21 protein-coding genes and 1 riboswitch are annotated in these 22,872 nt (G+C 70.2%); of the genes, 13 read left to right on the top strand and 8 right to left on the bottom strand.

Annotated elements, in window-relative coordinates; translation table 11 throughout:
* The first annotated feature begins 7 nt into the window (after nucleotides 1-7).
* From SK854_RS32600 to SK854_RS32585, 4 genes are read left to right on the top strand one after another with little or no spacing between them, the layout of a single operon-like run.
* Nucleotides 8-538 (top strand): NUDIX hydrolase, encoded by a 531-nt coding sequence (locus SK854_RS32600; RefSeq protein WP_319978967.1) that lies wholly within the window; start codon nucleotides 8-10, stop codon nucleotides 536-538.
* Nucleotides 538-1,398 carry a cobalamin-binding protein gene (locus tag SK854_RS32595; RefSeq protein ID WP_319978966.1) on the top strand — a complete coding sequence of 287 codons (861 nt, stop codon included), beginning with the start codon at nucleotides 538-540 and terminating at the stop codon, nucleotides 1,396-1,398. The genes SK854_RS32600 and SK854_RS32595 overlap by 1 nt, the downstream gene beginning before the upstream one ends.
* Complete coding sequence (locus SK854_RS32590) at nucleotides 1,389-2,360, top strand: D-cysteine desulfhydrase family protein (protein WP_319978965.1); 972 nt, start codon at nucleotides 1,389-1,391, stop codon at nucleotides 2,358-2,360. The genes SK854_RS32595 and SK854_RS32590 overlap by 10 nt, the downstream gene beginning before the upstream one ends.
* 26 nt (nucleotides 2,361-2,386) lie before the next feature.
* A complete protein-coding gene (locus tag SK854_RS32585; protein ID WP_406601855.1) occupies nucleotides 2,387-3,019 on the top strand; it encodes a GTP pyrophosphokinase in 633 nt (210 codons plus the stop codon).
* A gap of 20 nt (nucleotides 3,020-3,039) precedes the next feature.
* Here the strand turns inward: SK854_RS32585 and SK854_RS32580 are convergent, their stop codons facing one another.
* Nucleotides 3,040-3,861 carry a MerR family transcriptional regulator gene (locus SK854_RS32580; RefSeq protein ID WP_319978963.1) on the bottom strand — a complete coding sequence of 274 codons (822 nt, stop codon included), beginning with the start codon at nucleotides 3,859-3,861 and terminating at the stop codon, nucleotides 3,040-3,042.
* Nucleotides 3,862-3,963: 102 nt separating this feature from the next.
* Between SK854_RS32580 and SK854_RS32575 the strand changes: the two genes are divergently transcribed.
* The 3 genes from SK854_RS32575 to SK854_RS32565 all read left to right on the top strand — a co-directional run bounded on the left by SK854_RS32575 (nucleotide 3,964) and on the right by SK854_RS32565 (nucleotide 5,886).
* Entirely contained in the window at nucleotides 3,964-4,887 is a 924-nt protein-coding gene (locus SK854_RS32575) for an anti-sigma factor RsbA family regulatory protein (protein ID WP_319978962.1), read from the top strand.
* Nucleotides 4,888-5,103: 216 nt separating this feature from the next.
* Complete coding sequence (locus SK854_RS32570; protein WP_319978961.1) at nucleotides 5,104-5,457, top strand: DUF742 domain-containing protein; 354 nt, start codon at nucleotides 5,104-5,106, stop codon at nucleotides 5,455-5,457.
* 48 nt (nucleotides 5,458-5,505) lie between these two features.
* On the top strand, nucleotides 5,506-5,886 hold the full coding sequence (locus SK854_RS32565; RefSeq protein WP_406601854.1) for a LapA family protein: 381 nt from the start codon (nucleotides 5,506-5,508) through the stop codon (nucleotides 5,884-5,886).
* Here the strand turns inward: SK854_RS32565 and SK854_RS32560 are convergent.
* Nucleotides 5,840-8,464 carry a helix-turn-helix transcriptional regulator gene (locus SK854_RS32560; RefSeq protein ID WP_319978960.1) on the bottom strand — a complete coding sequence of 875 codons (2,625 nt, stop codon included), beginning with the start codon at nucleotides 8,462-8,464 and terminating at the stop codon, nucleotides 5,840-5,842. The genes SK854_RS32565 and SK854_RS32560 overlap by 47 nt on opposite strands.
* A gap of 281 nt (nucleotides 8,465-8,745) precedes the next feature.
* Between SK854_RS32560 and SK854_RS32555 the strand changes: the two genes are divergently transcribed.
* Together SK854_RS32555 and SK854_RS32550 are read left to right on the top strand one after the other, a co-directional pair.
* Nucleotides 8,746-11,289 carry an AAA family ATPase gene (locus SK854_RS32555; RefSeq protein WP_319978959.1) on the top strand — a complete coding sequence of 848 codons (2,544 nt, stop codon included), beginning with the start codon at nucleotides 8,746-8,748 and terminating at the stop codon, nucleotides 11,287-11,289.
* Nucleotides 11,290-11,345: 56 nt separating this feature from the next.
* Nucleotides 11,346-11,861, top strand: coding sequence for an EF-hand domain-containing protein (locus SK854_RS32550; protein ID WP_319978958.1), 516 nt, complete (start codon nucleotides 11,346-11,348; stop codon nucleotides 11,859-11,861).
* On the opposite strand, the gene folE is transcribed toward SK854_RS32550, so the two are convergent.
* Nucleotides 11,849-12,397 (bottom strand): GTP cyclohydrolase I FolE, encoded by a 549-nt coding sequence (folE, locus tag SK854_RS32545; RefSeq protein WP_319978957.1) that lies wholly within the window; start codon nucleotides 12,395-12,397, stop codon nucleotides 11,849-11,851. The two genes, SK854_RS32550 and folE, sit on opposite strands and share 13 nt — an antisense overlap.
* Nucleotides 12,398-12,452: 55 nt before the next feature.
* Between folE and SK854_RS32540 the strand changes: the two genes are divergently transcribed.
* Nucleotides 12,453-13,130 carry a helix-turn-helix transcriptional regulator gene (locus SK854_RS32540; protein WP_319978956.1) on the top strand — a complete coding sequence of 226 codons (678 nt, stop codon included), beginning with the start codon at nucleotides 12,453-12,455 and terminating at the stop codon, nucleotides 13,128-13,130.
* On the opposite strand, the gene cobN is transcribed toward SK854_RS32540, so the two are convergent.
* The gene (gene cobN / locus SK854_RS32535) at nucleotides 13,091-16,654 is read right to left on the bottom strand and encodes a cobaltochelatase subunit CobN (RefSeq protein WP_319978955.1); all 3,564 of its coding nucleotides are present in this window, start codon (nucleotides 16,652-16,654) and stop codon (nucleotides 13,091-13,093) included. The two genes, SK854_RS32540 and cobN, sit on opposite strands and share 40 nt — an antisense overlap.
* 35 nt (nucleotides 16,655-16,689) lie before the next feature.
* Nucleotides 16,690-16,824: riboswitch (cobalamin riboswitch) on the bottom strand.
* 8 nt (nucleotides 16,825-16,832) lie between these two features.
* Here cobN and SK854_RS32530 point away from each other — a divergent pair.
* From SK854_RS32530 to SK854_RS32520, 3 genes are read left to right on the top strand one after another with little or no spacing between them, the layout of a single operon-like run.
* Nucleotides 16,833-17,864: a hypothetical protein gene (locus tag SK854_RS32530; protein ID WP_319978954.1), complete on the top strand. Its 1,032-nt coding sequence runs from the start codon at nucleotides 16,833-16,835 to the stop codon at nucleotides 17,862-17,864.
* Complete coding sequence (locus SK854_RS32525; RefSeq protein WP_319978953.1) at nucleotides 17,861-18,481, top strand: precorrin-8X methylmutase; 621 nt, start codon at nucleotides 17,861-17,863, stop codon at nucleotides 18,479-18,481. Before SK854_RS32530 ends, SK854_RS32525 begins: the two co-directional genes overlap by 4 nt.
* A complete protein-coding gene (locus SK854_RS32520; RefSeq protein ID WP_319978952.1) occupies nucleotides 18,478-19,944 on the top strand; it encodes a precorrin-2 C(20)-methyltransferase in 1,467 nt (488 codons plus the stop codon). The genes SK854_RS32525 and SK854_RS32520 overlap by 4 nt, the downstream gene beginning before the upstream one ends.
* On the opposite strand, the gene SK854_RS32515 is transcribed toward SK854_RS32520, so the two are convergent.
* From SK854_RS32515 to SK854_RS32500, 4 genes are read right to left on the bottom strand one after another with little or no spacing between them, the layout of a single operon-like run.
* The gene (locus SK854_RS32515) at nucleotides 19,916-20,617 is read right to left on the bottom strand and encodes a cobalt-precorrin-6A reductase (protein WP_319978951.1); all 702 of its coding nucleotides are present in this window, start codon (nucleotides 20,615-20,617) and stop codon (nucleotides 19,916-19,918) included. The genes SK854_RS32520 and SK854_RS32515 overlap by 29 nt on opposite strands.
* Nucleotides 20,614-21,354 carry a precorrin-4 C(11)-methyltransferase gene (gene cobM / locus SK854_RS32510; protein ID WP_319978950.1) on the bottom strand — a complete coding sequence of 247 codons (741 nt, stop codon included), beginning with the start codon at nucleotides 21,352-21,354 and terminating at the stop codon, nucleotides 20,614-20,616. Before cobM ends, SK854_RS32515 begins: the two co-directional genes overlap by 4 nt.
* Nucleotides 21,351-22,505 carry a precorrin-6y C5,15-methyltransferase (decarboxylating) subunit CbiE gene (gene cbiE, locus SK854_RS32505; RefSeq protein WP_319978949.1) on the bottom strand — a complete coding sequence of 385 codons (1,155 nt, stop codon included), beginning with the start codon at nucleotides 22,503-22,505 and terminating at the stop codon, nucleotides 21,351-21,353. Before cbiE ends, cobM begins: the two co-directional genes overlap by 4 nt.
* Nucleotides 22,486-22,866, bottom strand: a complete 381-nt coding sequence (locus SK854_RS32500; RefSeq protein WP_319978948.1) for a TIGR03618 family F420-dependent PPOX class oxidoreductase — start codon at nucleotides 22,864-22,866, stop codon at nucleotides 22,486-22,488. The genes cbiE and SK854_RS32500 overlap by 20 nt, the downstream gene beginning before the upstream one ends.
* Nucleotides 22,867-22,872: the final 6 nt, after the last annotated feature.

The following is a 22,872-nucleotide window of genomic DNA, read 5'->3' as shown; positions in this document are numbered from 1 at the left end:
TCAACTGGTGTCCGCACTGCACGCGGGGAATCCCGCCTCCTTCGCCGCCGATGTCCTCGACGAGGGTCCGGCCGAGCTCGAGCACGTGCCGGGAGTGGCGTCACGACGCCCCACCAAGACGTGCGCGGGCGGCGCGCTGATCCGTGATTCCACCGGACGCGTGCTGTTCGTCGTGCCGACGTACAAGGCGGTGCTGGACATCCCCGGCGGCATGACCGAGGACGACGAGTCCCCGAAGGCGGCGGCGCTGCGGGAGATCCACGAGGAGCTCGGTCTGTCGCTGACGCTCGGGCCGTTGCTGGTGGTGGACTGGACGCCGCGCAACGGGGTCTGGCGCGACTGCCACCAGTTCGTGTTCGACGGCGGCGTCGTGGACGACGCGACGGCGTGCGATCCCGAACTGGAGGGCGTGCTGTACCTGACATTGGACGAGGCACGGCACCGCGTCTACCCGTCCCTGCACCGGCGGCTCACCCTCGCCGTCGAGGCCCTGGAGAGCGGTTCCACGCGGTACGCCGAGTTCGGCCGGGAGGTCTGATGCGGATCGTCTCGCTGCTGCCCGCGGCCACCGACGTCGTCGCCGAACTGGGACTGGTCGAGCACCTGGTGGGACGCACCCACGAGTGCGACTGGCCGGCCGAGGTCGAGGGCGTCCCCGTCGTCACGAGCACCGGGATCGACCAGAACACCCTGAGCAGCCGGGAGATCAACTCGACCGTCCACCACGGGTCGTCGCTGTACGGCCTGGACGCGGACCTGCTGAACGACCTCAAGCCGGACGTGATCCTCACCCAGGACCTCTGCGACGTCTGCGCGATCTCGTACCGCAAGGTCACCGACACGGTCCGAATGATGGACGTGGGCCCGAAGGTGCTCAGCCTCGAACCCTCCACTTTGGACGAAGTACTGGGTTGCCTGAAGACCGTGGGCGACGTCCTCGGTGCCGACAGCACGGACAAGATCGCCGCACTGCGACACCGCATCGGGAACATCGAGCGCCAGACCAGGAATCTCGCGCACCCGCGAGTGGCGGCGATCGAGTGGCTCGACCCGGTGTGGCCCGCGGGTCACTGGGTTCCCGAGCAGATCGCGGCAGCGGGTGGCATCCCGCTGATCGCGGAGAAGGGCGAGCACACCAGGCCGATCACCTGGCAGACCGTCCACGACGCGCAGCCGGACGTCGCCCTCCTGATGCCCTGCGGCTTCCCGGTCGAACGGACGCTCCAGGAGCTGCCGCACCAGCCACTGCCCGAGACGTGGGTCCTGGATGGACCGTCGTACTTCAACCGGCCTGGGCCGCGCGTGGTGCGCGGAATCGAGGTCCTCGCCCACGTTCTGCACGGAATCGGGCAGAAGCCCTCCAAATCCGAGGCCGTTAAGCTCGAACCATGGACCTGAGCGCGTTCCCCCGAGTCTCACTGGGCACCTGGCCGACCCCGCTGGAGGACGCCCCGAGGCTCGCGACCGAGCTCGGCGGCCCGCCGGTCCTGATCAAGCGCGACGACGTCAACGGCCTCGGCGCGGGCGGCAACAAGCTGCGCAAACTCGAGTTCCTGCTGGGCCAGGCCATCGAGCAGGGCGCGGACACGATCATCACGTTCGGCGCGCTGCAGACCAACCACGGCCGGCAGACCGCGGCGGCGTGCGCGAAGCTCGGCCTCCGGTGCGAGCTCGTGCTCACGGCCAAGGTGCCGATGAAGGGCGACGCGTACGAGAGGTCCGGCAACGTCGTCCTGGACCACATGTTCGGCGCAAACGTGCACGTCTGCGCGGACGCCGACGAGACCGTCCAGGCGTACGAGAAGATCAACCACGACAAGGCCGTCACGCTGCCCGTCGGTGGTTCGAACGGACTGGGCGCGCTCGGCTACGTCGCGGCGGCCATCGAACTCGTGGGACAGCTGAACGAGCGCGGCATCGACAACGCCACCATCGTCGTGCCGGACGGCAGCGGCGCCACGGCGGCCGGGATCGCGCTCGGCACCGAACTGCTCGGCTGGCCCGGCACCGTGCACGCCGCGAGCGTCTCGCACACCGCCCAGGACGCCGAGCGGGAACTGCGGAACCTCGCCACCGACGCCGCCGCCCTGCTCGGGCAGCCGGCCCCGGAGCTCGCCCACGTCACCGTCACCGACGACACCATCGGGCCTGGCTACGGCGTGCCGACGCCGGAGATGTGGAGCGTGCTGAAGCTCTTCGCGCGGACGGAGGGCGTGATCCTCGACCCGGTCTACACCGGCAAGGCCGCGGTGAAGTTCCGCGAGATCGCCCCGCACAGCGACGTACCGGTCGTGTTCCTCCACACGGGTGGTCTTCCCGGCTTCTACGGGTACGCGCCGGAGGCCGTGGCCCAGTTCTGATCCGGAGTGATCAGTACTCTGGTGTGGTGACCGACCTGGCCGACGACCTGAGCCTGCTGCGCGACCTCGAACGACGTTTGCTCGTCTACAAGTTCGCGATCGAGGAGCTCATGACGAAGCTCCGCATCCTCAGCGAGGAGTTCGACTCGGTCCACCAGCACGACCCGATCGAGCACATCACCAACCGCGTGAAGAAGCCAGAAGGCATCCTGGAGAAGCTGCGGCGCAAGGGCTTCCCGCTCGACCTCGACGCGATCGGCGACTGGCTCGACGACATCGCGGGCGTGCGGGTGGTGTGCCCGTTCGTCTCGGACGTCTACCGGGTCAAGGCGATGCTCGCGCGCCAGCACGACGTGGAGATCCTGCGCACCAAGGATTACATCGCCACACCGAAGCCGAACGGCTACCGCAGCCTGCACCTGATCGTGCGCATCCCGGTGTTCCTGTCGGACCGGGTCGAGCACGTGAAGGTCGAGGTGCAGCTGCGGACCATCGCGATGGACTTCTGGGCCACGCTGGAGCACAAGCTGTTCTACAAGTACGACGACAGCCCGCCCGCGGACTTCGTGGGCGAGCTGATGTCGACGGCGATGATCGCGGCCCAGCTGGACGACCGGATGGAGTCGCTGCACCGGCGCATCCACCAGGACGACCACTAGGCCGGGCCGCGATCGCCCTCCTACGGCTTGCTGATCTCCAGCTGCAGCTCGGTCACCCAGTCGGCGGGGTCGCCCTCGCCGTAGTTCAGGTACACCTCGCGGGCGAACCCGTTCTGCTTGTACCCGTGCGCCTCGATCCACGCCGCGACGGCCTGGTAGGTCACGTCGACGTCGTCCATGGTGCCGCGGTGCACGACGGTCGCCGCCTCGGCCAGCGCGGGCAGGTCGACGACCTCGAACTCGTAGGCCGGCGACGACTCGACGGCCACGGTCACCCCGGCGTGCACGACGACCTGGTCGCCCTCGGCGGGCTCGTAGGTGGCGATCCCGTAGCCGGACGGCGCGACCCCCGCACGGCCCAGTCGTTCGAAGAGCTGCGGGTACAGCGGCTGGATGACCGGGCCGATGTCCTCGGGCCCGTACGAGGCGGCGGTCGCGGTCAGCCGGGCGACGCGGACGGCGGGAACGGGCTTCACAACGATCTCGTCGGTGGGCATGGCGCCTTCTCTTTCGATGGCACGGAGACGTGCCTCAACCCGCCGCAGCCGCGACTCGTCCGCGAGGATCTGCTGCCGCAGCTCGGCGCGCCGCAACGAAAGCATGCCGTGCAACTGCTCGACGGAAAGCTTTTCGTCGAGCACCACACGCACCTGGTCGAGCGTCAGACCGAGGTCCTTCAACGCGAGCAGGCGGTTGAGTCGTTGCAGCTGGGCGGCGGTGTAGAAGCGGTAGCCGGTGGCCGGGTCGACGCGGGCGGGCAGGAGCAGCCCGACCGCGTCGTAGTGGCGCAGCATCCGCACCGACACCCGCCCCAGATGGGCGAAGTCTCCGATGGTGAACATGACTGCTCCTGTGTAGGGGCTGACACGGTGTGAGGGTCAAGAAATGATGGGTTTGAGCAACGCACCGGGTGGACATCCTGGGACGTTGACGAGAGGTGGCACATGACGTTCGCACATCCGGCGCTCTTCTACTCAGATGAGGACTCCTACATCGACGGGACCGTGCCGTTCGTCATGGAAGGTCTCGCGAGCGCCGAACCGGTCGCCGTGGCGGTGCCCAGCACGAACCTGGAGCTGCTCAAAGAGGCGCTGAGCGGGTTCGCCCACCTCGTGACGTTCATCGACATGGCGGACACCGGCCGCAACCCCGGCCGGATCATCCCCGAGCTCCGCGCGTTCGCCGACCGGCACCGCGGGGCCGTCCGCATCATCAGCGAGCAGGTGTGGGACCTGCACACCGACGTCGAGTACCCGGCGTGCGCGCTGCACGAGGCGCTGGTCAACTACGCGTTCAGCGGCCGTGACCTGAGCATCCTGTGCCCCTACAGCATCACCACCCTCACCCACGACGTCCTGGCCGACGCCGAGAAGACCCACCCGGTCGTGATCGACGCGAGCGGCCACCGTCCCAGCGACCACTTCCACCCCGCACGGGTGGTCGTCGCCGCACACTCGATGCCGTTGCCCATCCCGTCCGACGCGGTGAGCACGTCCGCCGGTGCCGGGACGATGGCGGCGGTGCGCGCGTTCGCCCGTGAGCAGGCCGTCAAGCTCGGTTTGTCCCATGGTCGCGTCGACGACTTCGCGCTCGCGGTCACCGAGCTCGCGACGAACAGCGTGCGGCACGGCGGGGGCGAGAGCACGGTCCGCGTCTGGGCCGAACCGAAAAGTATTGTTTGCCAAGTCAACGACAACGGGCACATCACCGATGTTCTGGCCGGCCGAACGCCTGTTCACGCAAACGAACCAGGCGGTCGCGGTCTGTTGCTCGTCAACCGTTTGGCGGACCTCGTGCGCACCCAAACGACGTCGTCGGGCACTGCAATCCAAGTCAGATTCGATCTGGGTGACAAAAAGGCAACGTGATCCACATACATTTGGGCGACTTCGTTATAGCTTGAGCACGTGCACGACGAGGAAGCGACGGCAATCGGTTACACGGGGGCGCGTTTCGGGTCGCCCGCGACCCGTAGACGGCTACGCGCCGACGGAAGTGAAGACTTCACTGGCGCGGAGACGCAACAACTGCCCCGTCAGCAACCGTTGCGCCAACGCCCACCGGAACCGCCACCGGAGTGGCCTGTGCAAGAGCAAGAACCGACCCACGCCCCTGCTAGGGACAGCTCGCTCATCCGTCCCTACGCCCGCACCGGCGGCCGCACGACGGCCCGCCACGACCTGCGTCTGGAAACGCTGCTCTCCACCGACGAGGACCGGCTCTACCGCGCCACCAACGACCAGGCGGCGATGATGCGCCTGTGTCTGCAGCCGCGGTCGGTCGCCGAGATCTCGGCGCTCATGAAGATCCCGCTCGGCGTCACGCGGGTACTGCTGAGCGACCTGATCACGCTCAACCTGGTCGCGGTGCACGAGCCGGCCGCCCAGCCGAACGTCGCGCTGCTCGAACGCGTGCTGTCGGGGTTGCGCAAGTTGTAACCGTTCGCCAACGCGCGGGACGACGCTCGGGCGCCGATAATGTGGATCGTGGCGAACCCGAGCGACGAGTCCCCGAAGACGCCGGTCACGGAACCGATCCCGGCCGCTCCGGCACCGGTCGTGCCGAAGAAGACGACGCGGCCCACCCGGATCAGCGGTACCTGGGTCGCCGTGCTGGTGGCGATCGTCGTGCTGATCTTCCTGCTGATCTTCATCCTGCAGAACGGCGGCAACGCCACGATCCACTTCCTGTGGGGCGAGTTCAGCCTTCCCCTCGGGGTGGCGCTGCTGTTCGGCGCGATCGGCGGTGCATTGCTCGTCGCCGTGGTCGGCGCGGCCCGCATCCTGCAACTCCGTCGGCAGGCCAAGCGGACCGCCACGCCTATTGGTCGTCCCGCGACCTCATCACCAGCTCGACGCGAGAGCTGATCTCCAGCTTGCGGAAGATCTTGCGCAGGTGGAAGTTCACCGTGTGCGGTGACATGAACAGCTGCGTGGAGATCTGCCGGTTCGTCTGACCCTTGGCCACCAGGTTGGCGATCGCCCGTTCGGTGTCGTCCAGACTGGACCATCCGGACGCGGGGCGCGCCGGCGCGGCCCTGCGGCGCCTGCCGAGCTTGCGCAACCGGCCCAGGACCCGCGCGCCGTCCCGTGACGCGCCGATCTCCCGGTACAGGCCGAGCGCGGTCTCCAGCGCCCTCACCGACTCCGCCCGGTCCGGCGTGCCCGTGAGCAGCACGCCGAGGTCCTCGGCCGCGTTCGCCCGCGCCCACAGGTCGCGGTGCTGCTGCGCGGCCAGTTCCAGCAGCTTCGCGTCGGCGTCGAACAGACCGCGTGCGTGCACCGCGGCCGCGGCGACGGCGCCGAACCCGGGGTGTTCCTCGGCGAGCCGTTCCGCGCGGTCCACGACGGCGTTCGCCAGCCGCTCGTCCCCCGCCTCCAGCGCCCGGCGGACGAACCAGCCGGCGGCGCGGGGTTCCTCCGCGAAGAGCCCCGACGTCACCAGGCACGGGTACTCGTCGGTGAGCAGTGCCAGCGCCTTCTCCAGCCCGGAGCCGACGTGCGTGACGAGCACGTCGGCCCACTGGTAGTAGGCGCGGGAGAAGAGGATCCCGTCGGCGGGGACCTGCTCGCGGTAGCGCTCGACGTGCTCGATCGCGGCGGGCAGGTCGCCGGTGTGGATCGCGACCATCGCCAGCACCACCAGCGCGGGCGCCACCACCGTCTCGTGCCCGGTCTCCTCCGCCACCGTCAGCGCGGCGCGCGCCTCGACGGAGGCCTCCTCGATCCGCCCTGCCTGCAACAGGATCCGCGCCTGCACGACCGCGGTCATGACCTCCCTGGTCACCACCGCGGACGGCCCGCTGCGCACCCGCCGCACCACGTCGTCGGCGTCGGTGAACTCCCGCAGCCCCGCGAGCAGCGTCGCGAACAGCAGCTGCGGGTAGGCGCTGAGGTCGTGGGAGGTGCTCGACCGCGCGGCCTCGCGGGCGAGTTCGAGGGCGGCGCCGGGCCGCCCGGTGTCGCGCGCGATCGCCGCGAGCACGGCCAAAGCCGTTGCCAGCACGTCGTCCGGCCCGCCCTGACGGGTGCGCACGACCTCCTCGGCGAGCTCCTCGGCGCGGCGCCGGTCGTGGCCGAGCAAGGCCATCAGCCGGGTGATCTCCACCCACGGCGCGAGTTCCGGCGCCAGGTCGGGTTCGCGCAGCAACGCCTCGGAGAGCTCCAGCGACTCGGCGTGCCGGGCGCCCAGCAACGTCGTCGTGGCCACGCAGTGCCGGAGTTTGGCCGCGGGTTCCGGGGACACGTGCCGGGACAGCGCTTCCCGCGCGAGCGCCTGCGCGGCGGTGAGCTTGCCGGCCGCGGTGAGCGCGCGCACCGCCATGACCGTGCGGTGGACCAGCGAAGCAGACGCTTGGTCGGTCAGTTCGAGCGCGCGCACCGCGAGTTCGGCGGCGGCCTCGGGAGCGTTCCACAGCACGGCTTTCGCCGCCGCGACGAGGCCGTCGATCGACCGGGCGTCGCCGCGCTGGGCGCCGTGCAGCAGGTGCCTCGCGGCCAGCACGGCGGAATCTCCGCGTGCCAGCAGCATCTCGCCGGCCTCGCGGTGCAGCGCGCGCCGCACGGGCAGGGGCACGGAATCGGCGACCAGCCGCCAGAGCAGTTCGTGACGGAACGCCAGCCGGTCGTCCAGCGATGTCACGACGCCAGCGCCGATGACCTCGTCCAGTGCGGGCAACAGGATCGCGGTGCTCGACGCCAGCATCTCCGCCACGTCACCGGGTTCGAAGCGCGGCCCGAGCACCGAGGCGACCTGCAGGAGGTGCCTCGCCTTGCCGCTCAACGCACTCACGCGGTCGCGCAGCAACGCCTCGGTGGCGCGGGGAGAGCGGTCGGTCCTGATCGAGGCGTGCTCGGCGGTGACCACCACCTGGTCGTCCAGCCGGAGAGCGGCGAAGAGTCCGACCAGCGCGGCGGGATTGCCCTGGGCGAGCGAAGCAAGCGCTTTCAGGTCCTGGTCGGGGATGCCGCCGGTCAGGTCGGTCACGAGGTCCTCGACCACGTTGTCCGCCAACGGCCTCAGCTCGATCCGGGTCGCTCCGCGGCCTGCCGCGGCGGCGAACAGGCGGTCCGCGCCCTCACCGCGGCGTCGGGCGAGCAGCCACACCACCTTCTCGTGCGTGGACGCGGGTAACAGTGCGCGCAGGGCGGCCAGGGTTTCCGGCTCGGCCAGGTGGAGATCGTCCAGCACGACGAGGGCGGGACCGTCCGGGCGCCGGTCGGCCAGGCGGGCGAGCAGGAACGGCTGATCGAACTCGTCCTGGGCGGTGGCCACCTCGAACCCGCGGCCGGCGGCGACGACGGCGATCTCGGCCAGCAACCGCGTCTTCCCGGTGCCCGCCTCCCCCTCGATCAGCACCACACCGGTGCCCGCGTTCAGCACACCGCTCAGGAGCTCCCGTTCTCCCTCACGGCCGCGAAACACTCCGTCCCGATTCCCCGACACCCATTTTTCCTTTCGCTCCGCGGCGGCGGAGAACACTCGTTGCATTACCACAACGACCTGCGCCACGACCAGCCCCGAAGCGCCTCTCCTAGGCCGTTGGGATGAGCGGGTCAGGCCACCGCCACGCTGCCGCTACCCATTCGAGTAGTTGCCCGCGGGATCATACGTGCAGCCCTCCTGTTGAGACGGCCTTGACGCGGGAACCTTTACCTGGGCAAGTGGAGCGCTTTCTCCTAACATCAATTCCGCTGATACTTTCAGCGGCGGATTGTGGAGAGATCTTGGAAAACCGGCTGAAAGTGTGGTGCGCCGGAATCAGCGATCAGGTGGCGCCGGGCACGACCACGGTGGTGGAAGGCGCACCCGGCACGGGCAAGACGGCGGCGCTGGACGACCTCGCCGCGCGCTGGCAGGGACAGGTCGTGCGGGCGCGGGGCAGCGCCCTGGAAGGCGACCTGCCGTTCGGGATCGTGGCACAGCTCTTCGACCTGATCGACCCCGATCTCGTGCCCGCGGAAGCGATGAGTGCGGTGCAGCTCACAGCCGTGGCCGCCGATTTCCCCCTGTTGCACGGTGTTTACCGACTTGCCGCCGCACTGGCTTGTCGCGGCGACCTGCTCATCGTCGTGGACGACGCGCACTGGGCCGATACCGCTTCTCTGCGCTGGCTGGCGTATCTGGCGTTGCGGGTGCGGAGACTGCCCATCGCACTGGTGCTTGCCGCGAGCGCGGGCGAGCGACGCCACGACCCTTCGTTCAGCGAGATCATGGCCTCCTGTCAGCGGATCACGCTGGACAACTTCACCCCTGCCGAGACGAGACGTCTCGTCTCGGCAGCACTCGGCGAGGCAGCACCCGAGTTCGCGGCGGCCTGCTTCGACGCGACGGGCGGCAACCCGCTGGCCGTGACGCGCCTGGTGAAGGCGCTGGCGGAGGACGAGGTCCAGCCGACCGCGGAGGCGGTGTGGCGGGTGGCCCAGCGCGGCGCGGAGGTGTCCGGGGAGATCATGGCGGCCCGGCTGCGCCGCTGCTCCGCGTCCGTCGTGACCACGGCGCAGTTCCTGGCCGCGCTCAGTCCGTCCCCGCATCCCGGTGTGCTGGCCGAACTGACGCGACTGAGCCCGGTGGAACTCGCGGAGGCCGTGCGCACCGTCGAACTGCTCGGCGTCGCCGGGCCCGCGGTGCTGAACGACATGCCCGCGCCGGCACGGGCCGCGTTGCACCTCCGGGCCGCACGGTCGTTGCGCACGCACGGCGCATCGGACCGGGCCGTCGCCGACCATCTGCTGGAGACCTCGCCCGGCCTGGAATCGTGGGCGGGCGAGGTGCTCGACCGGGCCGCGCAGGAGGCGGTGAACCACGGCGACACGTCCGGTGCCGCGCGGTTGCTGTGGCGGGCGTTGCGCGAACCGGTGGCGAACCCGTCACGGGCGTTGCGGCTGCTGGGAATCGCCGAGCTGGTCGGCGACCTGCCCGGCGCGACGGTCCGGCTGCGCGAGGCGTTCCAGTCCGATGTGGACGACGTGGAGTCCGCGGTGGCCCTGTCCTACGCGCTGCACGCCGAGGGCAGCCCCGCCGAGATCCCCGTGGTTCTGGGCGGTTCCCCACTGGCACAAGCACATTTGGCCGTGCACGGGCTGGTGTGGCAGGAGGCCGTGCCGTCGTCGGTGCCGCTCGACACGCCCGCCGGGGTGCTGCACCACGTGATGGTCGGGGACATCAGCGCTGTGGAAGCGGTTCCGCTCGTGTCGGCCACGGGCGTGCTGTCGTCGCTGGCGTCCGCGATGACGCTGAACCTGGCCGACTCGCTGGACGAGGCGCTGGCCGTGCTGGACGAGGTCGACCGCGCGCAGGCCCCGGCGTTGCGGGCGCTGACGAACGTGATGCGCGCGAACGTCCAGCGCCGCAAGGGAGATCTCGTCTCGGCCCGCGCCGACCTGGAGGTCGCGGCCGGCCATCTGCGCCAGGACCGGCGCTGGCACGCGGTGTCCACGTGGCACGCCGCGTTGCTCGCCGACATCCTGCTCGAAGAGGGCCGCCTGGACGAGGCCGCCGCGGTCATCGCCGAGGCCTCGACGGACGAGGCGCGGCGCGTCTGGTCGTACGGCGGCGTGCTGACCGTGCGCGGACGGATGCTGACCGCGCGAGGCGACGATCACGAGGCCCTGGAAGCGTTTCTGGCCGCCGGACGGCACTGCGCGGCGTGGCCGTACCGCAATCCGGCGGCGCTCGCGTGGCGTTCCGGCGCGGCGCTGGCGAGCGCGGCCATGGGCGACGGCGAACGAGCCCGCGACCTGGCCATGGAGGAGGTCACGCTCGCCCGCGACTGGGGCGCGCCCAGGGCGTTGGGCATGGCGTTGCGCGCGGCCGGCCGGGTGACGGCGGGTGCGGCCGGGCGGACGTTGCTGGAAGAGGCCGTGCGGGTGCTGCGCGGCTCCCCCGCCCGCCTGGAGCTGGCGCGCGCGTTGGTCGACCTCGGCGTCGTGGTACGACGTCAGGGCGACACGGCTTTCGCGCGCACTTGTCTGCGTGACGCGATGGACCTGGCGCAGAAGTGCGGATCTTCGGCGATGGCCGCGCGGGCCTACTCCGAACTGGTGGCGACGAGCGCCGGACCTCGGCGGATGCGCCAGACCGGGCCCACCGCGCTCACCCCGGCGGAGCATCAGATCGCGGAACTGGCGGCACGCGGCCGTTCGGATGACGAGATCGCGTCCACGCTGCTCATGCCCGTCGGCGGCGTCGAGGGCGTGCTCTCGGGGATCTACCGCAAGCTCGGTGTGTCCGGCCGTTTGCAGCTGGCCGATGCACTCTTCGTGGACTAGTTCGGACCCATTCGGCCGATAGATCCGGTTCCGGCATTCGGCCTATGGTCCTGCGCATGGCGAGCGAATTTCAGCGCAGCAAGGTGCACCTGGTGTTCGGCGCGATGGACACCACCGGCGACGGCTTCCTCACCAAGGAGGACTTCGAACTGCTCGCCCAGCGCTGGGCCGGCCTGCGCGGCAGCGACGAGGACCTGCTGACCAGGGTGATGCTGAGCTGGTGGACCACCCTGCAGTCGGCGGCGGGAGGCGCGGAGCAGGTCACGCTGGACGACGTCCTGAACGTCGTCGACGTGCTGCCGGACAACATCGAGCCGGTGCTGGGGACGGCGGACGCGATGTTCGGCGCCGTGGACGCGGACGGCGACGACTACGTGTCCGAGGACGAGTACCAGGCCATGATCAACGCGTGGCTCGGCGGCACGACCGAGACCGTCTTCGAGAGGCTGGACCTCGACGGCGACGGCAGGTTGTCGCGCAACGAGTTCACGACGCTGTGGGCGGAGTTCTGGGCGGGCGACGATCCCGAGGCCGCCGGCTCCTTCGTGTTCGGTCCCGTTCAGGCCGCGTGAACGAGGGTGAAGAACTCCTGACGTGACGCGGCATCGGACCGCAGCACGCCCTTCAACGCAGAGGTGACCGTGCGGGATCCACTGACCCGCACGCCTCTGAGCGCCATGCACATGTGCTCGGCCTCGATCACGACGCCAACCCCCAAGGGCCGCAAGTGTTCCTGCAGCCAGTCGGCGACCTGCTTGGTGAGCCGTTCCTGCACCTGGAGGTCGCGGGCGAACATCTCCACGACCCGCGCGAGCTTCGACAGGCCCAGGATCCGTTCTCCCGGCAGGTATCCGACGTGCGCGACGCCGTGGAACGGCAGCATGTGGTGCTCGCACAACGACTGCACGGGGATGCTGCGCGCCAGCACGAGTTCGTCGTAGCCCTCGTCGTTCGGGAACGTCGTCATGGTGAAGGCGCGCGGGGTCAGCATCTCCTCGTACGCCTCGGCCACACGGCGCGGGGTGTCGGCCAGGTGCGCCGAGTACGGGTCCTTGCCCAGAGCCTTGAGCAGGTCCGTGACCGCTCGCTGCGCCGCCTCGACGTCCATGTTCGTCACGGTAGATCCGTTCGCCGAATTTAGTCAACAAGAGTAGGTTTTAGAGATGGCCGACCCCGTCGCCGCCGTCGCGACCCTCGACGAGCCGAACCGCCGCCGGCTCTACGACTTCGTCGTGCACCAAACCGCGCCCATCAGCAAGGACGAGGCCGCACAGGCCGTTGGTCTCCCTCGTACGACGGCAGCGTTCCACCTCGACAAGCTGGTGGAGATGGGGTTGCTCACAGTCGTGCACCAGCGGCGCACCGGCCGCACCGGACCTGGCGCGGGCCGGCCGGCGAAGCTCTACCGGCGCTCCGAGGAGCAGATCGAGGTGTCGCTGCCCGACCGCCGCTACGAGGCCGCGAGCCATCTGGTCACGGACGCGTTGATGGAGGCGGAGAGCACCGGCGAGCCTCCGCGCGAGATCCTGAACCGGCGTGCCTACGAGTGGGGCGCGGACCTGGCCTCCACGGCCTCGGGCGATCTGACCGGGGCGTTGGGAGACTTCGGTTTCGAGCCCCGGACCGAGGACGACTCGATCCTGCTGGGCAACTGCCCGTTCCACAGCCTGGCGCAGCGGCACGCGCAACTGGTGTGCGGCATGACCCTGTGCCTGATCAACGGCCTGCTGGACGGGATCAAGGCGAACGACGTGTCCGCCCGCCTTGATCCGTCACCGGGTCAGTGCTGTGTCCGGGTCGTTCAGGCGCCGTCCTCGAGGTCGCCCTCGGTCTCGAGGTAGGCCGCCCGCAGCGCGTCCAAAGTGGACTCCTCCGGGTGCTCCCACATCTTGCGCTCGGCCGCTTCCAGCAGACGCTCGGCGATGCCGTGCAACGCCCAGGGGTTGCTGGTCTGCAGGAACTTCCGGGTCTCCGGGTCGAGCACGTACGACTCGGTGAGCTTCTCGTACATCCAGTCCGCGACGACGCCGGTCGTGGCGTCGTAGCCGAACAGGTACTCGACCGTCGCCTGCAGCTCGAACGCACCCTTGTAGCCGTGGTTGCGCATCGCCCCGATCCAGCGCGGGTTCACCACGCGGGCGCGGAAGATCCGTGAGGTCTCCTCCGTCAAGGTGCGCGTGCGGACCGCCTCCGGGCGCGTGCTGTCGCCGACGTACGCGGCGGGTGCCTTGCCCGTCAACGCCTTCACCATCGTGACCATGCCGCCGTGGTACTGGAAGTAGTCGTCCGAGTCGGCGATGTCGTGCTCGCGGGTGTCGATGTTCTTGGCCGCCACCGCGATCCGCCGGTACGCCGACTCCATGTCCGCGCGCGCCGCCACCCCGTCGACGCCACGCCCGTAGGCGTAGCCACCCCACACCGCGTAGACCTCGGCGATGTCGGACGAGTCGCGCCAGTTGCGGCTGTCGATCAACGGCAGCACGCCCGCGCCGTACGCGCCCGGCTTGGAACCGAAGACGCGCAACGTGGCCCTGCGCTGGTCGCCGTGCTCCTCCAGGTCCTTGAGCATGTGCGCCCGCACGAAGTTCTGCTCCGCGGGCTCGTCCAGCGCGGCCACCAGCTGCACGGCATCGTCCAACATGGACACGACGTGCGGGAAGGCGTCCCGGAAGAAGCCGGAGATGCGGATCGTGACGTCGATGCGCGGCCTGTCCAGCTCCTCCAGTGAGATGACCTCGAGGCCGGTGACGCGGCGCGACTGGTCGTCCCACACCGGCCGCACGCCCAGCAGTGAGAACACCTCGGCGATGTCGTCACCGGCGGTGCGCATCGCGGACGTGCCCCAGACCGACAGACCGACCGAGGGCGGCCATTCGCCGTCGTTCTCCTCGCGGTAGCGGGCGAGCAGCGAGTCGGCCATCGCCTGGCCGGTCTCCCACGCGAGCCGCGACGGGATGGCCTTCGGGTCGACCGAGTAGAAGTTGCGGCCGGTCGGCAGCACGTTCACCAGGCCGCGCAACGGAGAACCCGACGGGCCCGCCGGGATGTAGCCGCCGTCCAGCGCGTGCAGGACGTTCGTCATCTCGTCGGTGGTGCGCGCCAACCTCGGAACGACCTCGACCGCCGCGAACTCCAGGATCTTCTGGACGTCCTCGGACTCGTGCAGAGTCTTGGCCGTGTCCCGGTTCCAGCCCGCGTCCTCCATCGCCTGGACGAGTCCGCGCGCCTCTTCTTCAATCGCGTCAACGTCTTCGCGCGCCGTGGTCGTGAGCCCGAGAGCCTCGCGCAGGCCGGGCAGCGCGGCGACCTGACCGCCCCACATCTGCCGCGCCTGCAGCATGGCGAGCACGAGGTTGACGCGGACGGAGCCCGTGGGAGCCTCGCCGAGGATGTGCAGGCCGTCGCGGATCTGGACGTCCTTGACCTCGCACAGCCAGCCGTCGACGTGCAGGATGAACTCGTCGAACTCCGCGTCGTGGGGCCGGTCGTCGAGTCCGAGGTCGTGGTCGAGCTTCGCGGCCTTGATCAGCGTCCAGATCTGCGCGCGGATCGCCGGCACCTTGGCCGGGTCCATCGCGGAGATGTTGCCGTACTCGTCGAGCAGCTGCTCCAGCCGCGCGATGTCGCCGTAGCTGTCGGCGCGGGCCATCGGCGGCACGAGGTGGTCGACCAGCGTGGCGTGCGCGCGCCGCTTGGCCTGCGTGCCCTCACCGGGGTCGTTGACGAGGAACGGGTAGACCAGCGGCAGGTCGCCGAGCGCCGCGTCCGTGCCGCAGGACGCCGACATGCCGACCGTCTTGCCCGGCAACCACTCCAGGTTGCCGTGCTTGCCGACGTGCACGACCGCGTCCGCGCCGAAGTTCGACTCGATCCACCGGTACGCCGCGAGGTAGTGGTGCGACGGCGGCAGGTCCGGGTCGTGGTAGATCGCGATCGGGTTCTCGCCGAACCCGCGCGGCGGCTGCACGATCACGACGACGTTGTTGGACCGCAAGGCGGCCAGCACGATCTCGCCGTCCTTGGACTTGCTGTGGTCGACGAAGAGCGTGCCCGGGGCCTCGCCCCAGTGCTCCTGCATCGACTCGCGGAAGTCCTCGGGAAGCGTCTCGTAGAACTCCCGGTAGTCCGCCGCGGCGATGCGCACGGGGTTGCTCTCGAACTGCTCCTGCGTCAGCCAGTCCGCGTCCTGGCCACCGGCGGCGATCAACGCGTGGATCAGCGCGTCGCCGTCCAGCTCCTGCACGCCCGGCAGCGCGTCGCCGATGTCGTAACCGTGTTCCTGCATGGCCTTCAGCAGCCGCACGGTCGACGCCGGCGTGTCCAGGCCGACCGCGTTGCCGATGCGGGAGTGCTTGGTCGGGTACGCCGACAGCATGACCGCGATCCTGCGGTCCGCGACCGGGATGTGACGCAGCCTGCCGTGCCGGACCGCGATGCCCGCGACGCGCAGCGCCCGTTCCGGGTCGGCCACGTAGACGGTGAGGCCGTCGGAGTCGATCTCCTTGAAGGAGAACGGGACCGTGATGATCCGGCCGTCGAACTCGGGGATCGCGACCTGCGTCGCGGTGTCCAAAGGAGACAGTCCGTCGTCGTTGGAGTCCCACGACTCGCGGCTCGACGTGAGGCACAACCCCTGCAGGATCGGCACGTCGAGCGCGGCCAGCGCGCCGACGTCCCACGCGTCGTCGTCGCCACCTGCGGACGCCTTCGCGGGGTTCGTGCCGCCCGCCGCGAGCACCGTCACGACGAGCGCGTCGGCTTGGCGCAGCACGTCGAGCAGTTCGGGTTCGGCGGTGCGCAGCGAAGAGCAGAAGACCGGCAGGGGCTTCCCGCCCTTGGCCTCGATCGCGTCGCACAGGGCGTGGACGAACGCCGTGTTCCCGGCCACGTGGTGCGCGCGGTAATAGAGCACCGCGACCGTCGGACCGGTGCCCTCGGTCTCCCGTTCCAGCACACCCCACGTGGGGGTGGCGGCGGGGGCCTCGAAGCCGTGGCCGGTCAGCAGCACGGTGTCCGACAGGAACTTGTGCAGCTCGGTGAGGTTCGCCGGACCGCCGTGCGCGAGGTAGAGGTGCGCCTCGGCGCACACGCCACCGGGCACCGTCGACAGCTCCATCAGCGCCGCGTCCGGCTGCTGCTCGCCACCGAGCACCACCACCGGCAGGCCGCACGCCAGCAGCCAGTCGAGGCCTTCCTCCCACATCCGGCGCCCACCGAGGATGCGCACGAGGACGAGGCCGACGTCCTGGATCAACTCGGGCAGGTCGTCGGTCGTGAGTCGCGCGGGGTTGCCGAGCCGGTACTCGGCACCGCTCGCACGCGCCGACAGCAGGTCGGTGTCGGAGGTCGACAGCAGCAGGATCACGCAGGCTCCATCCCTCGTGGGGTCCTCGCCCCAAAATGCGGGTGACTGGCGAAGCGGAGTTCCTGACTCCCAGCGGTGTTCGCTGGTCACAGTGGCGGGACCGCGCCGGATTCGCACCGGCTTCCTCCTGCGCTTCGTCGTTCGGGCTCACCCTAACCGGCGGGTTACAGTCCGACCTATGCGTAGTCACCCGGACGCCTGCCCCGGCGCCGTCGAGCTGCACGCCGCGGCCGACGGCGGGCTGGCGCGCATCCGGGTGCCGGGCGGCACTCTTTCCGCTGCTCAGTGGGACGTCGTGCGCCTCGCGTCGCTCGAACTCGGCTCCGGCTCGATCGAACTGACCTCGCGGGCGAACCTCCAGATCAGGGGGCTGGCCGACGGCGTGGAACTGGGCGCGCGGCTGGCCGCGGCCGGCCTGCTGCCCTCGGCGTCGCACGAGCGGATCCGCAACATCATCGCCGCCCCGCTGGAGGACAACCAGGCGCTGGTCGACGCGATCGACTCGGCCCTGTGCGCGGACCCGGCGATGGCGGATCTGCCGGGAAGGTTCCTGGTGACGGCGGGGGCCGCGGTGAGCGGGCTGGGCGGCGACTTCGGCCTGGTCAGCAGCGATGTGGGCCAGACGGGCGGCGATGCGTCCCGCACCACCCCCTCCCCGTGGGTCCTCCTCCTCGCCGGCCGCGACACCGGCGTCCGCGTCACCGACCCGGTCGACGCCGTGCTCACCGCCGCCCGCCTCTTCCAGCAGCTCCGCGGGCAGGCCTGGCGCCTGTCCGAAGTAGACGACGGTGTGCGAAAGATCACCGCTCACTTCGGTGCCTCCGACGCCCCGCGGATCACCCCGGCTGTGACTCCTGTCGCACCTTCACCTTTGACGCCAGGCGTCCCGCTCGGCCGGCTCGACGCCCACCAACTCCCCGGCGTCGCCCTGCGCCTGACGCCGTGGCGCAGCCTGGTCGTCCCCGCCGGCACCGACACCTCCGGCTTCATCACCGACCCGGCCTCCCCGTGGCACGGCGTCAGCGCCTGCACCGGCCGCCCCGGCTGCGCGAAGTCGCTGTCCGACGTACGGGCCGACGCGCGCGCGTGGCTCGGCACCCCGCATGACCGTCCCGTCCACTGGTCGGGCTGTGCCCGCCGCTGCGGCCGTCCCGCCGGCGATGTGACCGAGTTCGTCGCGACCGGCGACGGCTACGAGGAGATCCGTTGACGCAGTACATCAAGGACGGGGCGGAGATCTACCGCCAGTCCTTCGCCACCATTCGCGCGGAGTCGGACCTCACCAGGTTCCCCGCCGACGTCGCGAAAGTCGTCGTCCGCATGATCCACGCGTGCGGCATGACCGACCTGCCGGACGACGTCGCCTTCTCCCCGAACGTCGTGCGCGACGCCCGGGAAGCGCTGCGCAACGGTGCGCCGATCCTGTGCGACGCCAACATGGTCGCGTCCGGCGTGACCCGCCGCCGCCTGCCGAAGGACAACGAAGTCCTTTGCCACCTGCAGGATCCGCGGACTCCGGAGCTGGCGCAGACCATCGGCAACACGCGCAGCGCCGCCTCCCTGGAACTGCTCGCGGACCGGTTCGACGGCGCGGTGATCGCGATCGGCAACGCCCCCACGGCGTTGTTCCACCTCCTCGACCTGATCGCCGCCGGAGCCCCGAGGCCCGCCGCGGTCCTGGGCATCCCGGTCGGGTTCATCGGGGCCGCGGAGTCCAAGGAAGCTTTGGCCGCAACGGATCTGGAGCACCTCGTGGTGCGCGGCCGGCGCGGCGGCAGTGCCATGACGGCGGCGGCCATCAACGCGATCGCGAGCGAGGAAGAATGACGGGCAAGCTCTACGGCGTCGGCCTGGGTCCCGGCGACCCGGAACTCCTGACGGTCAAGGCCGCGCGACTCATCAACGAAGCCGACGTGGTGGCGTTCCACAGCGCCCGGCACGGCAAGTCGGTCGCCAAGACCATCGCGGCGCCGTACTTCCGCAGCCAGAACGATCCGAACCCGCAGATCATGGAACAGCTCGTCTACCCGGTCACCACCGAGGACACGGACGACTACCAGGGCGAGATCGACGCCTTCTACGAGGAGGCCGCCGCCAAGCTGGCCGCGCACCTCGACGCCGGACGCGTCGTCGTCGTCCTGGCCGCTGGAGATCCGTTCTTCTACGGCTCCTACATGCACATGCACAAGCGCCTGGCCGACCGCTACGAGTGGGAGGTGGTCCCCGGCGTCACGTCCGTGAGCGGCGCTTCAGCAGTACTCGGCACACCGCTCGTGGAACGCGACGAGGTGCTCACGATCCTGCCGGGCACGTTGCCGCCCGCCGAGCTCGCGACCAGGCTCGCCGACACCGACAGCGCCGCGATCCTCAAGCTGGGCCGTACTTTCGGCAACGTCCGCGAGGCCCTCGAAACGGCCGGCCGGCTCGACGGCGCGTGGTACGTCGAACGCGCCACCACCGGTCGTCAGAAGATGTCGCCGCTGGCCGACGTCGATCCCGCGAGCGTCCCGTACTTCTCGCTTGCCCTGCTGCCGAGCCAGTCCAAGCCCGCCAAGCCGAAGGGCGAGGTCGTGGTCATCGGCCTCGGCCCCGGCGCCCGCGCGTGGCTCACCCCGGAGGCCCGCCAGGAACTGGAGGCCGCCGACGAACTGGTCGGCTACAGCACCTACCTCGACCGGGTTCCGCAACGCCCCGGCCAGAAGCGCCATTCCTCGCACAACCAGGTCGAGTCCGAACGCGCGGCCTTCGCCCTGGACCTCGCGCGGAAGGGCGCGCGGGTCGCGGTCGTGTCGTCGGGCGATCCCGGCGTCTTCGCGATGGCCACCGCGGTGCTGGAAGTCGCCGCGGAGACCCAGGACGTGCCGGTGCGCGTCATCCCCGGCGTGACGGCCGCGAACGCCGTGGCGGCCAAGGCGGGCGCGCCGCTCGGGCACGACTACGCGGTGATCTCGCTGAGCGACCGGCTCAAGCCGTGGGACGTCATCGCCGAACGGCTCGAAGCCACCGCCAAGGCCGACCTGGTCATCGCGATCTACAACCCGGCGTCCAAGGCCCGCACCCATCAGGTGGCGGACATGCGCGATCTGCTGCTCCAGCACCGCGACCCGGAGACGCCGATCGTCGTCGGCCGCGATGTCGGCGGCCCGGAGGAGGAGATCCGCGTCCTGACGCTCGGCGCGCTCGACCCGGCCACGATCGACATGCGCTGCCTGCTGATCATCGGCTCGTCGCAGACGATCGTGACGCCCCAGGGGGTCGTCTTCACGCCCCGACGGTACCCAACCAGCTGACGGCACCGTCGACGTCGGCCACCGTTTCCGCAGGTGGGAGCGGCGGCCGACGCACGATCACGACCGGCACACCGAGACGGCGCGCGGCTTCGAGCTTGGCCGACGTCATCGAGCCGCCGCTGTCCTTGGTCACCAGGACGTCGATCTCCCGGGACCGCATCAGCCCCAGCTCACCGTCCACAGTGAACGGACCGCGCGACAGCAGCACCTCGATCCGTTGCGGCAGCGGCGGTTCCGGCGGCTCGACCATCCGTGCCAGGAACCACTGCGGGCACGCGGCGAACTCGGCGAGGTCCTGCCGGCCGGTCGTCAGGAACACCCGCGCCCCGGGCAGATCCCGCGCGGCCTCGGCGACGCTGTCGACCCAGTGCCACCCGGGCTGCGGCGTGAACCCAGCCCGGCGCAGAATCAGGAACGGCACCCCGACCTGCTCGCAAGCCTCGAAAGCGTTCGAGGTGATCTGCCGGGCGAACGGGTGCGTGGCATCGACCACGGCGCTGACATCGTTGTCCCGCAACCACTCCGCGAGCCCGTCGACACCGCCGAAGCCGCCGATCCGAACCTCACCGGCGGGCAACCGAGGCGAGCTGACCCGCCCCGCCAGCGAAGAAACGGCCGGTACGCGGGACGCGAGCTCGCGCGCCTCCCCCGTTCCGCCGAGGATCAGGATCATCGAACGCGCGTGGCCGAGTACAGGTGGCTGTCCGGGAACTGCGTCGCCCCGAGCACGTTCCCCACGATGATCACCGCGGTCCGCTTGATCCCGGCGGCCTCGACCTGCGCCGCGATGTCGTCCAACGTCCCGCGCAACACGACCTCGTCCTCACGGGAGGCATAGGCGACGACCGCGACAGGGCAGTCCAGGCCGTAGTGCGGCACGAGCTCCGCGACCACGTCCGAGATCCGCTGCACGGCCAGGTGCAGGACAAGGGTCGCGTGACTGCGTCCCAAGGTGTCGAGGTCCTCACCGTCCGGCATCGGCGTGGCCCGCTGCGAAGTCCGCGTCAGGATGACCGTCTGCCCGACACCCGGCACGGTCAGCTCACGCTGCAACGACGCCGCCGCGGCCGCGAAAGCCGGCACCCCGGGCGTCACGTCGTAAGCGATCTCCAGCGCGTCCAACCGGCGCATCTGCTCGGCCATCGCGCTGAACACCGAAGGGTCCCCGGAGTGCAGCCGGGCCACGTCCAGCCCCTGCTCCGAGGCCGCGACCAGCTCGGCGACGATCTCGTCGAGCGTCAGCGAAGCCGTGTCGATCTTGCGCGCCCCGTCAGGGCAGAAGTCCAGCAACTCGACGGGCACCAACGCGCCCGCGTACAGGCAGACCGGCGACGACTCGATCAGCGAGCGCCCCCGCACCGTGATCAGGTCGGCCGCACCGGGGCCTGCCCCGATGAAGTGCACGGTCACTTGGTAACGCTCCACGTCGTCACGGGCATGTGCGGCCGCCAGCCGGTGAACTTGCCGACGGCGGAGCCGCGGTTCACCGCGATCCGCACCAGGTCGCCGCCGAGCCGCGCGTACCACTGCGCCACCACGGCCTCGGACTCCAGCGTCACGGCGTTCACCACCAAACGACCACCGGAAGCCAAAGCGTCCCAGCAGGCCTGCATCACGCCGGGCACGGTCACGCCACCGCCGACGAAGATCGCGTCGGGCTTCTCCAGCCCCTCCAACGCGTCCGGCGCCCGTCCGATGTGGACCTCCACACCCGGCACCCCCAGAGACGCAGCGTTACCGGCGATTCGCTCTGCGCGTTCGGCCGACTGCTCGATGGCGATCACGCGGCACGTCGGATGCGTGCGCGCCCACTCGATCGCGATGGAACCCGACCCGGACCCGACGTCCCACAGCAGCTGCCCCGGCAGCGGCGCCAATCTCGACAACGAAATAGCCCGCACCTCTCGCTTCGTCAGCTGACCATCGGATTCGTAAGCGTCGTCAGGCAGTCCGGGAACCCGCGAGAGAGCGCTCCCGCGGTACTCGACCGCGATCACGCACAACGGGTCCGAGTCCTGCCCGGACCAAGGGTAAACCCGCTCGGCGGACCCACCTAGCTGTTCGAGCACAACGATCTGCCCGTCCGCGCCGACAACTTCAGCGACAGCGGCCGGGTCGCCACCGAGCACGAGCACACGCCGTCCCGGAGTCAACACGGGCCGTAGCAAATCGATCGAACGCGCTACCAGGGACACGACCTCGACCTCGTTCAACGCCCACCCGAGCCGCGCACAGGCCAGCGACACCGACGACGGATGCGGGATCACCGTCACGCGCTCGCCGAGCAGCCGGACCAGGGTCGTGCCGATGCCGTGGAACATGGGGTCACCGGACGCCAGCACACACACGTCCCGGTACTTCTCGAACAACTCGGGCAACGCCGGTACCAGCGGCGACGGCCACGCGACCCGCTCGAACTCCCCCGGCACCAGGTCGAGCTGCCGCCGCGACCCCATCAACACCCGCGACCTGGAAACCGCCTGCTGAGCGGCGGGCGACAGCCCGTCCCACCCGTCGGCCCCGATGCCGACGACCACGACGTCAGACGGTGCCGGTGACACGCTTCACCTGGATCTCGATCACCACGCGCTGCGGATTGACCCGCGGCTGCCTGTAGCGCAGCGCATACCGCCGCACGGCCTCGTCGACGGATTCCACGTCGTCGCGCACGACCGCCGGACCCTCCAAGGTGGACCAGCGCCGACCGTCCACCTGGCACACAGCGGCGTACCCGGCCTTGCGAACGTGCTTGACCTTCCACGACGCGCCGCTGGTGATCACCCGCGCGACACCGGCCTCGGCGTCGAGCGTGACCCCGACCGGGACGACGTGCACAGTCCCGTCGGGACGGACGGTGGACAACGTGCACAGGTGCCGTTCAGCCCAGAACTCGGCGAACTCGGCGCCCCGCTCGATCGACATGGCCGC

The organism is Lentzea sokolovensis, assembly GCF_033949975.1.
GTDB lineage: Bacteria > Actinomycetota > Actinomycetes > Mycobacteriales > Pseudonocardiaceae > Lentzea > Lentzea sokolovensis.
This window is presented reverse-complemented; position numbering and strand designations above follow the sequence as displayed.

Excerpts from the sequence above, each read along its gene's own strand:
- SK854_RS32550 (WP_319978958.1), top strand. The coding sequence starts at position 11,346 with ATGGCGAGCGAATTTCAGCGCAGCAAGGTGCACCTGGTGTTCGGCGCG.
- SK854_RS32590 (WP_319978965.1), top strand. The coding sequence starts at position 1,389 with ATGGACCTGAGCGCGTTCCCCCGAGTCTCACTGGGCACCTGGCCGACC.
- SK854_RS32515 (WP_319978951.1), bottom strand. The coding sequence starts at position 20,617 with ATGATCCTGATCCTCGGCGGAACGGGGGAGGCGCGCGAGCTCGCGTCC.
- SK854_RS32540 (WP_319978956.1), top strand. The coding sequence starts at position 12,453 with ATGGCCGACCCCGTCGCCGCCGTCGCGACCCTCGACGAGCCGAACCGC.
- SK854_RS32520 (WP_319978952.1), top strand. The coding sequence starts at position 18,478 with ATGACGGGCAAGCTCTACGGCGTCGGCCTGGGTCCCGGCGACCCGGAA.
- folE (WP_319978957.1), bottom strand. The coding sequence starts at position 12,397 with ATGGACGTCGAGGCGGCGCAGCGAGCGGTCACGGACCTGCTCAAGGCT.
- SK854_RS32575 (WP_319978962.1), top strand. The coding sequence starts at position 3,964 with ATGACGTTCGCACATCCGGCGCTCTTCTACTCAGATGAGGACTCCTAC.
- SK854_RS32580 (WP_319978963.1), bottom strand. The coding sequence starts at position 3,861 with ATGTTCACCATCGGAGACTTCGCCCATCTGGGGCGGGTGTCGGTGCGG.
- SK854_RS32500 (WP_319978948.1), bottom strand. The coding sequence starts at position 22,866 with ATGTCGATCGAGCGGGGCGCCGAGTTCGCCGAGTTCTGGGCTGAACGG.
- SK854_RS32595 (WP_319978966.1), top strand. The coding sequence starts at position 538 with ATGCGGATCGTCTCGCTGCTGCCCGCGGCCACCGACGTCGTCGCCGAA.
- SK854_RS32530 (WP_319978954.1), top strand. The coding sequence starts at position 16,833 with ATGCGTAGTCACCCGGACGCCTGCCCCGGCGCCGTCGAGCTGCACGCC.